Annotated in this window: 6 protein-coding genes; 1 reads left to right on the forward strand and 5 read right to left on the reverse strand. The window is 58.1% G+C overall.

Annotated elements, in window-relative coordinates; all coding sequences use genetic code 11:
- Window positions 1–94 precede the first annotated feature (94 nt).
- Window positions 95–10261, forward strand: coding sequence for an S-layer homology domain-containing protein (locus tag INF37_RS12755; protein WP_193538670.1), 10167 nt, complete (start codon window positions 95–97; stop codon window positions 10259–10261).
- A 174-nt stretch (window positions 10262–10435) separates the two neighbouring features.
- On the opposite strand, the gene INF37_RS12760 is transcribed toward INF37_RS12755, so the two are convergent.
- The 5 genes from INF37_RS12760 to INF37_RS12780 form a co-directional block, all read right to left on the reverse strand.
- On the reverse strand, window positions 10436–10756 hold the full coding sequence (locus INF37_RS12760) for a hypothetical protein (protein WP_101692156.1): 321 nt from the start codon (window positions 10754–10756) through the stop codon (window positions 10436–10438).
- Window positions 10757–10782: 26 nt separating this feature from the next.
- The gene (lsrF, locus tag INF37_RS12765; protein WP_193538672.1) at window positions 10783–11670 is read right to left on the reverse strand and encodes a 3-hydroxy-5-phosphonooxypentane-2,4-dione thiolase; all 888 of its coding nucleotides are present in this window, start codon (window positions 11668–11670) and stop codon (window positions 10783–10785) included.
- Between the two features lie 3 nt (window positions 11671–11673).
- A complete protein-coding gene (locus INF37_RS12770) occupies window positions 11674–12672 on the reverse strand; it encodes a dihydroxyacetone kinase subunit DhaK (RefSeq protein ID WP_193538674.1) in 999 nt (332 codons plus the stop codon).
- A 35-nt stretch (window positions 12673–12707) separates the two neighbouring features.
- A complete protein-coding gene (locus INF37_RS12775) occupies window positions 12708–13316 on the reverse strand; it encodes a DAK2 domain-containing protein (RefSeq protein ID WP_193538676.1) in 609 nt (202 codons plus the stop codon).
- Between the two features lie 243 nt (window positions 13317–13559).
- On the reverse strand, window positions 13560–14489 hold the full coding sequence (locus INF37_RS12780; protein WP_193538678.1) for a sugar-binding transcriptional regulator: 930 nt from the start codon (window positions 14487–14489) through the stop codon (window positions 13560–13562).
- Window positions 14490–14541 lie beyond the last annotated feature (52 nt).

The following is a 14541-nucleotide window of genomic DNA, read 5'->3' on the forward strand; positions in this document are numbered from 1 at the left end:
ATCTGGTCTGAGACGATGTATGGCAGCAGCAATATAAGAGAAGATCCTGTTTTCTAAGGATGGCACTACGAAAATCATAGAGGGAGGAAGCAAAATGAAAGGAAATTGGAAGCATACACGCTTCCGGGACCGGTTAGTATCCGGCATTTTGACTGTCGTGATGCTGACCGGACTCCTGCCCACAGCGGCCTATGCCGCTCTGTGGGACAACACCCCGGATCAGAACCAGGAGATCTTGGAGAGTCTGACCGAATTCTGGGGCGATGAAAAGACCGCCAAGGAGGCCATGGAGCTGCTGCGTACCTATGGACTCATCGACGAGGAGGGAAATGTCCTCACAGACTGGAGTGGAACTATGACCATCCAGGAGAAGGGACGTTCCTTGACCATCGCTGAGGCGCGGACCATGTCTGAGAACAATGTGACTGTGAATGGCCGCGCCTGTGAAAGCACTGAGTTGAAGGCTGTGTTGGAAACCATGGAAAAGCTGGGACTGCTGGTGGGCGATGTGCCCGCGGCAGAGTGGCAGCTCCAGGTAGACGGTCAGTCGGTGGCACCCGCAGGATTGGCGGCCGCCCTGTCGGAGGACGAGACACCGGCAGTGACGGTGTTGGGAACTGCCGTGGACAGTGCGGACGTACTGGCAGTAATCGACTTCCTGGACCAGTATGGCCTGCTGACCGACACCGGCGCGCGCTCCGAGTGGGACATCATCCTGCCCGACGGGGAGCGAAAGACCGATCTGACCGAGCTGCTGGCTATGCTGGAGCGCGGTAACTACGACCCCGCTATGGTCATCACTGTGGATGGCACTCCCATCACCATGGCGGACTTCAAGACCATGATGGACATCCAGAAGGAAGTGGAGCGTATCCGCTCCACCTACTTCCCCGAGGGAGGCGTGGATTGGACAGAGGAGCAACTGGAGAGCCTTTATGACCTCTATTTACAGCTCCAGAATGAGGGGATTACCCTCTACAACACCCAGGGGGCGGACGGCCTGGTGTTCCCGTCGGGTATCGACCAGAATGCAGCGATCTCGGTGAGTCTGGACAAAACTTCTGTTTCAGCGGTAGCCGGCGGCAGCGTGACCGCTACCTATACGGTCACTGGAGCAGAGGAGGACCAGGATATCTCCTTTGAGGTGTCCGTACTCCCTGCCTCTGCGGCAGGATTGGTAACGTCCAAAACCTACCCGGTGGAAATCACCGGGAACGGGACGGGCACCGTGACGATCCCAGTGGGCAAGCTGTCCTCCCAGTGGACGGATGATACCTGGAAGGGAGAAAAGACCTTCTATCTCTACGCATCCAATGTAAAAAATGCCGCCTTTGCCGGCGGCGCCCTCAGCCACACGCAGGCGGTAAAGGTAACCAATGAGATAAACTTCCAGACCCTCATCTCAGAAAGCGCTAAAAACACCAGCCGAACGGTAAACTTCACGGACGCGCAAAAGTACTTTTTGCGCAACCAGGCCAGCCATATGGACTGGTCTGTGTCAGTGTCCGGCAATAAGAGCACTGTGTTCACACAGACAGAAGAAAATCCGGGATGGAGTGAATACCATCTTTACTATCAGTACTTGAAGAGCGGGGCCTATTTGGGTGATAAACAGTTGGTCGGTACCGAATTGGGCTACACCCAGCGGGGAAGTACATTAAAAAATAAAGATGCAGCCGATTTTTACAATCTGATTTTGGGAGGAAACGCTTCTTCCCAGCTGCCTTTGGTCAGTGGTTCCACAGCGAGCACCCCGGTCAAAAACACCGGTTCTCAAAATACCGCGATCCCTGCCGCATTAAAAACTGCGGACAGTATTACATTGCAATCTACGGGCATCTGTGACCATGTAAAATCTTCTTGGGTGTATTCGAGTTTCCCGTATTACTACGGACTGGAAGCAACAGACGGCACCTTCGATGCTACCACTACGGTTACCATTAAGGATACACAGGCACCCAAGGTGACTGGGGTGGCCTTCCCTGAGGAGACCTTCTCCATGGGGGCACAGGCTCCCATCACCGTCACCTTCTCCGAGCCGGTGCAGTCCTCCGGCGTCCAGCTGACGGCAGACGGAAAGGAACTGTCCGCTCAGGAACAGAACACGGTCAGCAAGACCCTGACCTTCCTCTATCCGGTGGAAACGGTGGGGCAGCAGAGGATCTCTGTTGCCAAAATCTCCGGCGCCAAAGACGCGGCGGGGAACGCCATGGCGGCGGACACGACCTCCCGGACCTCTGACCAGATCCTGGATACGATCACCATTCTGGAGGCATTGAAGCGGCAGCCGGGCCACGAAGCGGAGGTCACGGATCTGACCTATGAGCCGGCCCAAGGCGACCAGCCAGAAAAAACCACCGCCACAGTGAACGTTACCATCGACTTGCCCCTCAAAAATTACGAGGACACGACTCCTGATGACCAGCTGACCCAGGAGCAGAAGACCAACAAGGATCTGCGCAATCTGCTTCTGGACAGCTATACTCTGGACAGCGGCTTTGCCAGCGGCAAGGTGGCGGCCTCCATCGACGGCGGGGATACCCTCATCCCTCTGGTTCTGGACAATGGCACATCGCCTGCCTCCATGACCGCTACGGTGGAGATCGACGCATCCGAGCTGGCCGGTTTTGACGGAGATGCCAAGAGCTTTGTCATGGAGTTCTATCAGATCTCCGTGGACAAGGAAAACGGCAATACAGTCTCCGCTGGAGATCTGTTGTTCGGATATTATACGGCTTTCTCGGTGAAGCCCCCGGTTCCGCTCACCGGGGAGAATCTGGCCATCGAAACACCGGAGGGGTGGCAGGACACCATCTATGTGAACGACCCGCCCGCCGATGAAGCGTTGATGCTCACCGGAAAAGTGTCTGGCAGTGGGTACACCTGGACCCAGACACGCTGGGTATCCGACGATGAGACCATCGCCAGTATCGACGCCCAGGGTGTCATCCACCCCCTGAAGGCCGGTACGGTCACCTTCTACCTGGAGGCCGTCAATGGCAATCTGGAAGAATATCAGGGGGAGGACTACCGCTCTGAGGGGATTACCCTCACCGTTCAGGAGGGCGCAGAACCCTATCTCCGTATTCCGGAGAGCCAGATCACCCTGCGTTCCGGCGACCCGCTGACTCTGCGCTGGGCCTCCAACCTGGCCCAGAAGAATCGCGAGTTCGGCATGACAGAGGAGGAAAAAAAGACCTCTTTTACCATTGCAGTCTACCCCGGGGACAAGACGCAGGGCCAGGCGGTGAAGACTTACACCGTCACCTATGATCCCAGCACTCCCGATGGTACCCTTGAAATGGGCAACGGGACCACCGCTCCCATGTGGACGATGGGAGAAGACGGAACGATGACGCCCAATCAGTCCTTTCTCATCCCGGGCCTGGATGACACAAAGGATGGTTATACCATCGTCCTCTCCGTGCAGGCGGCTAAGGGCGTGCCCGGTGTGAGCGCGGAAGAGCGCACCTTCAAGGCCCAGACCCGCGTGACGGTGACAGCGCAGCCGGTATCTGTGGCCCTTGCCCGGCCCCAGCGGCTGTTCGTTACCAATGAGGGCAGCCTGACGATCCCCTACACCCTCGCCAATTTTGACGCCGAGGGAGGCGGCGGTGCATTCAAACTCACCGTTACCGACAATGCTACTGGCAAGACCATCGTCAACACAACGGATTACAAGGCTTACGGCGATGTTGCGGGCGGTTCCTTCGTCCTGGATTTGGGCGGAGTCCGGCCCAATGACGGATTCCGTACCATCTATGACGTATCGCTCCAGGCCAAAAATACGACCGCCGGACAAGACTGGAGCCGGGACAGCTTCACTCTCTATATTTACGACAAGAGTGCTCTGGACATCCTGGTACAGCCGGTGAGCCGCAATGGCGTCAGCACTGTGGATGTAAAAGGAAACACCATCACGATGTCCAACGAGGATTGGATCGCCTCGCTGTCCCAGGATGAGATTCTGGCCCTGAACCGGGATATCAACCTCCAGACCGCCATCTCCATTAACTACGGAGACCACGCCTGGGGCGAGGCCAGCGACCGCATTCGCTGGGTGGTGGAAAACAGTGAAGCGGCCACTGTAAACTATCCCCAGGGCGCCTATTATGAGAACATCGAGGGGCTGCCCTACTCCTCCTATGCCCCGGCTACCCAGTTTCTGCTGTCCGGCAAGAATGACGGCAAGACGGTGGTGCAGGCCATCCACGACCTGGCTGGGGATGCACTTGGCTCCAGCGTAGAGATTACGGTGGAGACTCTGAAGGACAAGCTTTATCTGTTCCAGTTCTATCCCGCTGTGTCCGGCCTCACCATGACCTATACCAACGGCGCGGGAGAGGAAAAGACCGCCACAAGCGATGATCAGGGCCGTTTTGCCATCTATGAGGCCAGCGGCATTGCATCTGACGTGTATGTGCAGGGAATGGTTGACGACGAAGTGTATCTTGGAACAGTCTACCAGAACAGACTGGTTACACAGGAGAAGGACGCGGTGAGCCTGGAGCTCTATCCGCTCAATTCCCTGACCCTGCGCAAGGTTGCCACCCTGCCCCTGTATCTGAAAACGCCGGATGGAGCGGATTACAGTGGGGAGGCCACGGTCCGCGTGGGCGTCTACCGCAACGGCGAGTATTGTCCGGATGCCCGTTACTCGTTGAAGAAAGAACAGGCTGCCGCGCTCCCCGGTGATCAGGACCAGAAGGTCACATTCCAGGACGGCAAGGCCACCTTCTATTTCGATGTGACCCAGTTCAATACTAACAACGGGGAAGATCCCATCACGGCGGCGGACAACATTGAGTTCGCGGTGGAGATCCGGACCGGAGAGACCTATTATCCCATCTTCTTCTCGGCCAGCGGCACCACCAATGAGAGTGACGCCATCCGTATGGGGGAGCGCATCCTTAATCTGGAGAAAGTACCCGCCGGACAGGAGAACCAGCCCTTTGCGGCCCAACAGACGCTGTATTTCTCCGGCAAGGAGAGCGGACTGAGTGCGGACCTCCGGGGCCGTGCCGGAAAGGTCGGTCCCAGCGCGGACTATCCCGACCCGCTGCTCTCCACCGTCGTGCTCTGGTGGGGCGAGAAAGGCACGGATACCGATCCTGATACCAAGCGTTCCGCCTATTACACGGATAGCCGTGACAACAAACTCACCGAGCAGGAGATTGTCAATGACCGGTATCCCTTTGCCTCCATGCCCGTGACCACCGTTCTTACCCCCATGGACCAGAAACAGGTGGAGTACCTGAAGATCGAGGATCTGCGGGGGCGCGGCATTCAGCTTCATTATGTGGGCGCAGACGGCAAGGAGCCCAAGAGTGAAACCATGTCCTGGTCGTTTTTCAATGCGCTGAAACTGGAGAAGGCCACCGGCTCTGCGGCATTGCCGGAAGAGTTGAAAAGCCTGGCCAACATATCCAGTGCCGCAGATGGCAGCATGTTCCAGTCCCTGGTCAACGATTTTATCGGTGCGGGGATCACCCTTGCCACCCAAGTGGGGCTGGATCTGCCTTTCCTTCAGCTCAAGCTGGTGCCCACAGAGGATCCAACCGTGTTCCGCGGCATCGTCTATGTTGGACTGAACAATATCCAGGGTGACAATGTGACTGGCATCGACGCCGATACAACCGCGCGGGACTATGACTTGGATCCCACACCGGGCCTGGAGCAGATCAAGGGGCTGTACCGGCAGGGCTTGGCATACGGCAAAACCATGGCCAACCAGGTGAAGATGGCGGCCAAGATACTCGAGGCCAATATCAAGCAGGGCGGCGGTACCAGCAAGACCGGCGACCGGAAGACATATTACGCCCTGAACGGCGGTTTTGAGACAGAGGTCTATTTTGACTTTACCGCCAACCGTTGGAAAATGGTGGTCATGAATGGTGGACTCCAGGCCGGCGGCGGTATGGGCTACGAGTGGACCTGGAACACCCAGGCGGGACCTGTCCCCCTGCTGGCCCAGTTGGAATTGGGCGCCTCGGCTATTGTGGATTTCAACGCCGCGGTGGATAACGTGGCCAAGGACACCGACTATCTGACCCAGTTCTACATCTATTCCTACATGCAGGCATTCGGCGGTTTTGGCTTTGACTATGCGGTCATCGCCCTGAAACTAGGTATGTTCGGCCAGATTTCCATGAATGCCCAACTCCAGTGGCTCAACTCCTTCCGGAATGGCGAGCATTTTGGCTGGTCTGTGGATGTGAGGGGGAGCGTGGGTATGAAATTCCAGGTGGAGCTTCTGTTCATTTCCTACGAGAGTATTCTCTGGTCCCAGCCCATCAACGTGTACAGCGGTACCGGTGATGACTGGGATATGATCAACGACTACTGGGAGCAGGTCGGAAACGGTACGTCGGGCTCCGAGATCATTTGGCCTGACGGGACAAGCGGCCGTCTTCTGATGTCTGCCGGAAACGGCATGGGTATCTACGAGGCTGATTTGGAGCCCAAGCTTCTGGAGCGCGACTATCTCAGCCAGTATCCGCGCACCTATGACCGCTCCGGTCCGGAGGAAAGCAGCGGTTTCCTCAACGCCATCGGCGATTTCTTTACCGGCGGTAGCGAGGCCGAGAGTACCATCCGCACCGAGGTCATTGGGAACGCCTATCCCCAGGCCGCGCCTGTCCTCTCAGATGACGGCGCATGGATGTTCTATTTGGATGACATGGGCAATGGGAGTGACGCCACTGTGGTACGCGTCAAGGCTGCGTCCCAGAGCGGTGAGGGCTATGACGCCCGGGCGGCAAAGGCCCTGAGCGACGAAGGCTACGGCGACAGCGGGCTGAAGGCGGCCGGTTCCGGGGAGTATGCGGTGGCTGTCTGGAGCCGGATCACCGAGCGCCCTGCGACCACCGAGCCGGGAAGTTCTGTCACCGGAGACGTGCAGGCGGGCATGATGAACAGCTCGGAAATCATGGTAGCGGTCCGGAACGGAAGCGGCTGGAATGTCAGCTATCTCACCGGAAACAGGGATGAGAGCGGCGCTGTGACCTCTGATGGCATGGCCGATCTTGCGCCTGTGGTAGCCACGAACGGTGAGCGCATTCTGGTCGCGTGGCGGCAGGTAGCCTCTTCTCAGACTGACGCCATTACCACGTTTGACACCAAGGACTACATTATGTACGCGGTATCGGAAGATCAGGGAGAGACGTGGACACAGCCCCAGCCCATCTATAACGGTACCTCCGGCTCGGTCAAGGGCATCGAGGCCGCTATGCTGGACTCCGGTGAGGCTGCGGTCGTATTCACGCTTCAGACCGGTGAGCACAATGTCCGTACTGGAGACTTCCAGCAGGAGGTGGTCTACGCCGTAATCGACAAGCCTGCCCAGGGCGAGGCTGAGCTGCTGGCCGATGGGACTCCGGCGGAGTACCAGGTGGTGCGCTATGTCCAGCTGACCGATGACGAGGCCATGGACGAGAATCCCCAGATTGCCGCGGTGAAGCTGAAAAACAGTGATGAACAGGAGTCCTTTGTCATTGGTTGGAGCAGCACCAGCGGTGTCAATGAGAATCAGGAGAACGATATCCGACTGGCGGCTGTGGATGCCGACGGAAACCGGGTCATCGGCTTTGTGGACTCTCTGTCCCATCTCACGGCCAATACCGGCGTCCGCATCAATGCCAACTTCCGCTTCTCGCGCAATGCGGATACGCTGGATGAGCTCTCGATCCTCTGGAAGGAATCTGTTGTGGAGAGCAATGAGGACTCTGCGACACAGACCGAACAGACGACCACTGCCAACCGTGACTACCTCAGCGGCCTGCGCTTCCGCACAGACGACATGGGCAATCTCTCGGTTACCGCTGCCCAGCGGGTGGCTCAGATGGACGAGTCCACAGCCATTGATCATTTTGACGCCTATGTGGATAAGAGTGGGAAGCTGATTTCGGTGCTCCAGGGTACGTTCTACGACTATGAGAACCCGGAGACCATCACGATGAATCCCGGTACCGGATCGGAATACACGGTGTTCCTGCCTGCGGAGAGGACCAGCGTCTATCTGGGCTCCGGCTCCTACACCGACACGATGCGGCTGGATTCCGTCATTCCTGACTATCTGAACATCAAAAAGGGGATGTCCATCCCTGTTCAACTCAGCGTCACCAATCTGGGGACCCAGCCCATGGATAAGGTCCAGGTGACCATTGGGACGAGCACCACCACCTTCGAGGCTGGGGCACAGGAGAGCAGCTTTGTGTCCATTGCCCCTGGTGAGACCAGGGCGCTGACCGTGTTCTACACCGTTCCTGCCGATGGGATTCCTAACCCCACGTACACGGTTACCGGTACCTTCCAGAGCGGCGTTACCTCTGAGACAGAGGGCGTGCTTACTCTCAATATTCCCGACCTGGGGATTGCCGGGAATGAAACACTGCTGGAGGCAAAGGATGGCCAGCGTGTGCTGCAATTCACGCTTTATAACAACAGCGATGCGGAGCTGGCCGGTTCCGGGCGGAAGGTCAAATTCAATCTTTATAGTGACTCCGCATGTACTCAGCCCATCCCGGCCCAGTATTTCCAGGAAATCGTGACCCGATCGGACGGGGAGGATGCCCTGAAAATCATTGATGGCAGTGATCTTGCCAAAATTGACGAGGGCTACTACACAGTGCAGTATCGGTTCGATCTGGCAGAGTATATCAAGCAGACCAATGAGGAAGGAAAGGCGCTCTATGCGGACGAGGCAGGTGAAGTGCGCGATGGAGGTATCACCCTGTATGCCAAAGCCTGGGTGGAGACCACCGACGAGAATGGCGACGGTGAAATGCTGGAGGCTGTGAGCAGCAATAACATCGCTGCGGTTCAGGTGGAGAGTCTGCTGAAGCAGGCGGGCGGCGAACACGTGACCACCAGTCAGCAGCTGACCCAGACTCCGGACGGCGGGACGGTGGTTACCGTTACCCTGAACAACAACTCGATCGTGAACAGTGAGAGCGGAAATGTGGTCGTGCGGCTGTACGATGAGCAGGGGAATGTGGTGGATGTCCAGCAGAGCTATACCACGGCACAGGACCTGATCACGCTGGCGCCGGAGGAGCGTAAGACGCTGACCTTCTCCTCGGACAAGACCGGTGTTCGCGCAGAGGTGTCCTATGGCGATCTGGTGCTGGATCAGGCGGACGCAACGCTGAAGGATTTGAAGCTGAGCGGCGTTGCCACGCTGCAGGACTTCACACAGCAGGCGGACGGCAGCTATGCCGCCTCTGTGATCGTATCTCAGGTGGCTTCGACTGTGGTCACCGCCATGACGGCAGACCCCGGCGCAACCGTCACAGTGAATGGCCAGCCTTTGGGACTGGAGGGCGTGACACTCGCTCTGAGCAGCGGTAAGAATATCCTGACGATCGAGGTCACTTCCGGAAGTGAGAAGCAGACCTACACGCTGGCAGTGCAGAACAACTATCCTGCCGGCGGCAGCTCCGGCAACCTCTATACTGTCACTGTGCCGGAAAATACGGAGCACGGCACGGTGTCCGTCACACCGGACAAGGCCAGAAGCGGCCAGACCGTGACCATCACCGCCAAGGCAGACGAGGGCTACCAGGTTGGTACTGTGACCGTAGTCCGGGCAAACGGCAATGCCGTTGCCGTTCAGGACAGGGGAGACGGAATCTACACCTTTACCATGCCCGATGAAGCCGTGGAGCTCAAAGTGACCTTTGTGGAGGCGAGCGGGTGGACGAATCCGTTTTCTGATGTGTCTGCTGATGCATGGTACTATGACGCGGTGCGGTATGTCAGCGAAAACGGCTTAATGAGTGGCTATGGAGCCGATCGCTTTGGACCTGACGACGACCTCACCCGGGCCCAGCTGGCCCAGATCCTCTATAATCTGGAGGGGAAGCCCAGCCTGGAAGGGGAAAACCTTGGCTATCCCTTTACGGATGTACCGGGAGACGCCTGGTTTGCCGATGCCGTCTATTGGGCACGGCTCCACGGGATCGTCAGCGGATACAGCGACGAGCAGTTCGGTGCAGATGACAACCTCACACGGGAACAGTTGGCTGTCATGCTTTACCGCTATGCGCAATATAAGGGCTATGATACGGCCGCAGACAACGACTTGACGGACTTCCCGGACCAGAGTGCGGTAGCTGTCTGGTCCAGAGAAGGTGTGGAATGGGCTGTAGGAAACGGTCTGATCAGCGGTATGGGAGACGGGACACTGTCGCCCCAGGGCAATGCCAGCCGCGGGCAGATCGCCGCCATTCTTATGCGGTTTGCCCAGAATGTCATGCAGTAATGCTCTGATACAAAATCCAATCGAAAAAGTAGCGAGCGCCTCCGGCTAATATAGCCGGAGGCGCTCGTATTTTCTCTAACAATCATTTTGTGTGTTGAGAACCAGAAAATTTGAGGGACGCGTCAATGACCTGCACCGCAGAGCGGAGTGACGAGGACTGCCCGATGAGAAGGCTCAATTCGCCTCATAGAGCTCGATGATCGCGCCGTCCTTCCACACGAAGGCCAGACGGTCCTTCTCCCCGGCGGGCATGGGGCCGCAGATGACACGGTCGGCGTCGGCAATGTACTTCTCCAGATTGTCCACCTTATAGGCCACATGGGGGTTGCGGTGGATGTCCTCGGGGAAGGGGGTGCCCTCCTCAAATTTCAGATATTCGATCTTGTAGTCATAGTCATCCACGCAGCTTACCCAGAATTTGGCCTCTGCATTGTAGGTCATGTTGGGCTTGCGGTTGGTGACGGGGATACCAATATGCATATACTCAGCGGACATAATAATGCCTCCTATACGATTTGAAATCAAATTTCCCCGTTTTTCACGGCCTCATAGACCTGGAAGGCCTCCTTGGGGGTGCTGCCCTGGTGGACCACCGTGCCGATGGCCTGGGCCATACCTGCGGGACAGTCGGACTGGAAGATGTTCCGGCCCATATCCACGCCGTGGGCTCCTTCCTGGATGGCGCGGTAGGCCATCTCCAGAGCCTCCAGTTCGGGCAGCTTCTTGCCGCCGGCAATGACGATGGGCACCGGGCAGGCGGCGGCCACCCGCTCAAAGCCCTCACAGTAGTAGCTCTTGACGATATTGGCGCCGTTTTCGGCCAGCACGCGGGTGGCCAGCTGGAAGAACTTCTCGGTGCGCTCCATCTGCTTGCCAACGGCCACCACACCCAGGGTGGGGATGCCGTATTTGGTTCCGGCGTCGGCGGTGCGGGCGAGGAGCTCCAGAGAGCGGGACTCGCCGGGGGCACCCAGGAAGGTCTGCACGGCCATACAGTCGGCGTTCATGCGGATGGCATTTTCGATGTCGCAGGCGATGCCGCCTCCGTTGGACATCTCATCAAAGAGGACGGTGGTGTCGTAGGTGACCCGCACGCACTTGGCCACCCGGGCGGCAGGGGAGATGCAGGAGCGGATGACTCCCTTGGTGCCCATGAGTACGTCCACATAGGGGATGAGGGGCGGAATGACCAGGTCGATCCGCTCCAGACCGGCGGTGGGGCCCATGATATAGCCGTGGTCAAAGGCCAGCATGACGGTATTGCCGGACTTCGGGTTGAAGAGTCGGGCCAGACGGTTCTGCATGCCCCAGTCGCTGTGGGCCGCACCCTTGACGAAGAAGCCATCCAGGGCCACGGGGGTGTCCAGGTGGTAGTCGTGGGCGGCCTTGTTTCCAATGTTATCTGCCATAACTTACTCCTTGCTGTATGCGGGGGTGTGACAGGGGGTATTCCACAGACGGATGAACTCCTCGTCCCACTTGGCGATGTTCATCTGGAAGCCGCCGGCCTCCTGGACCGTGAGGATCTCGCCCACCATGCTGGCGACTACCTCCACGCCCTTGGCCTTCAGGAACTCCACCGTGTCCTTGAAGAGCACCAGCATCTCCATCATGGTGGTGGTGCCGCAGCCGTTGATCATCACAAAGGTCTTGTCGCCCGCCTTTAGGTCCAGCTTCTTGCTCAGGGCCTCGGCCACTGTGGCCACCGTGTCCTTGGAGGACATCATGGGAACCCGGACGCCGCCGCCCTCGCCGTGCTGGCCCGCGCCGATCTCCATCATGTCGGTCTCACCCAGGTCGCCGAAGGACATGCCGTTCTGGGGATGGGTGGCGTCGGTGGATTTGACCGTGATGGAAGCCATGTTGTCCGCATAGCGCTGGGCGATCTCGGCCACCTCGTCCAGGCTCTTGCCCTCCCGGGCAGCGGCGGCTGCGATGTGGTAGAGAGCCACCGCGCCGGCCAGGCCGCGCTTGTTGTCTTCGCCGTTGGGGTCGTACTGGACCTCTTCCCCGGTGACCACCTGGCGGAAGTTGAGGCCCGCCTTCTGGGCCAGCTTGATGGCCTGCTTGCCGGCCAGCTGGTCGCCCGCGTAGTTCAGGGTGAGGAGCAGTACGCCGTGGCCCTTGTCGGCCAGCTTCATGGCGTCAAAGACCAGCTTGGCGTTGGGGGCGGCGAAGATATCGCCCACGGCCTGCACATCCAGCATGCCCTTGCCCACGAAACCGGCCTGGGCGGGCTCATGGCCGGAGCCACCGTAGGTGACGATGGTCACGCGGTCGGCATTTGCCAGGTCTTTGCTGATGACCAGATGGCCGTCCACGTCCAGGATATCGGGATAGGCCATGCCCAGTCCGATCAGTTCCTCGTCCGTGATGGTCTCAGGGGCATTGATAAACTTCTTCATTTTCATGTGACATTACCTCCCGGTTAAAATAGCAGATTGATTCAGCTCTGGGCCAGGCCCTGGAAAAAGAGGGCCATTGAGGTGGCGCCGGCGTCGGGGGTACCGATGGTCTGCTCCCCGTAGCTCTTGGCCCGGCCGAATTTTGCAGTAAACTGTTTGGTGGCCTCGGCACCGCCGTGGGCCGCCAGGGCCGCCAGGGTAAAGAGCTTGCTTTCGTCCTGTCCCGTGTAGGCGGCAATGGCCTGACTGGCCGGGATCAGAGCGTCCATCATGGTCTTATCGCCAACCTTGGCCCCGGAGATGTCGTCCAGAGCCTCAAATCCATGGGCAAACATGGCCTGGAGGCCGGGAACATCGATCTCGTCACCAGCGGGGGCGGCCTCCTGCATGCCGTCCAGCCAGGTGTTCCAGAGGGGGACTGCGCTGCCGCCGTTGAGGACCATGACCGCCATAGCGGCATCATCCAGCATGGACTGGATCCCACCCTCGGACTCCTCTATGGCCTGTGCGATGGCGCCTGCAATTTTGTTCATGGTGAGACCGTGGTCCGCGTCGCCGAATTTGGAGTCGATTTCCGTCAAAATCTGCTCTGCGGCAGTGACACAGGCGCAGGCATGCTGAAACCGTGCGGCAAGTTCCGTCTTTTTCATGGTGCGATTCCTTCTTTCCGATCAGACAAAGATAGACCGTTCCGGTGTGTACAGATAGGAGAGCGACACATTGGGTGTTACTTATGTGCAATCATCTTATCTCTGTATGTAACAAAAGTCAATTAATGGTGTGCAGATTCTATATAAATTATAAAATATATCCTTTAAAATTGTGCAATAAACAAAAAGAACTCTTTCCGACGGAAGAAACTCCGAAGGAAAGAGTTACATTTGAAAAGAAAATCAGTTCAATGCCTCGCGGACGAGATCGGCCCGGGCCACCAGGTGGGTCAGAAGTCCTGACTTCAGCGCGCCGCGCAGTGCCTTAGCGCTGGTATTGGCAGAGCAGACGCCCACGATGTTGGGACAGCGCTTGAGCGTATCCAGCGGAATCTGAATGGCGAAATCCTGCTCCGACTGGATGACCTTCCCGTCGGCATTGAAATAGTAGACCAGTAACCGCCCGCAGGTGTGCTCCTCCTGGAGCAAGCTGCCATAGCGGACCAGGGAGGCAAAGTCCGGGCTGGAGGGATAGTTTCCGATGTTCACCAGGGCGGTGTCCATCTTGTTCCACTGGAACTGAATCTGCCGATAGATCTCGGTGGAGCAGAGCAGCTGCTTTTCCTCCAGGCTGTCCGGCAGGGCGGGGAGGTAGATAAAGTGGGGGGTGGCGCCCAACTGCTGGGCGATGAGGCGGACATTCTCGTTGGACTGATAATTGCGGGCGGGGATACTGGCGTTGCCCACCAGGGGGCAGATGTCGGTGACGGTACTGCCCAGCTGGGGATGCGCCTCCAGCCAGGTGACCAGCTGTCCGATCAGATGGCCCCAGCCAATCCCCAGATGCCGGGAGCGGAGCTGCCACAGAAGCTGTACCGCACCCTGGGAGAGCAGCTGGTTGGTGGCGTCGTCGTCTTTGCCGTCCTCCACCAGAACGCCGTCCCGGATGGAGGAGGACAGCCGCAGCTGTTCCAGCAGTGAGTTTGCGTCGGAGGCGGGGGGACAGACGATGATCTTGACCACGCCGAGGGCGCGGGCCTCGTGGAGCATCCGGCTGACCAGGGGGCGGGATACACCCAGTTCTGCGGCGATGTCGCTCTGCTTCCAGTCATCCAGATAGTAGCGCTGGGCGACATAGGCCAGTTTTTGCAATTTTTCCTGATTGCGGTCCATAAATACCCCCTGCGATGGAGTGTGTTACATTTGTAACTCTATCATAGTACAG

This window comes from Pseudoflavonifractor gallinarum (assembly GCF_014982855.1).
Taxonomy (GTDB): Bacteria; Bacillota; Clostridia; order Oscillospirales; family Oscillospiraceae; genus Pseudoflavonifractor_A; species Pseudoflavonifractor_A gallinarum.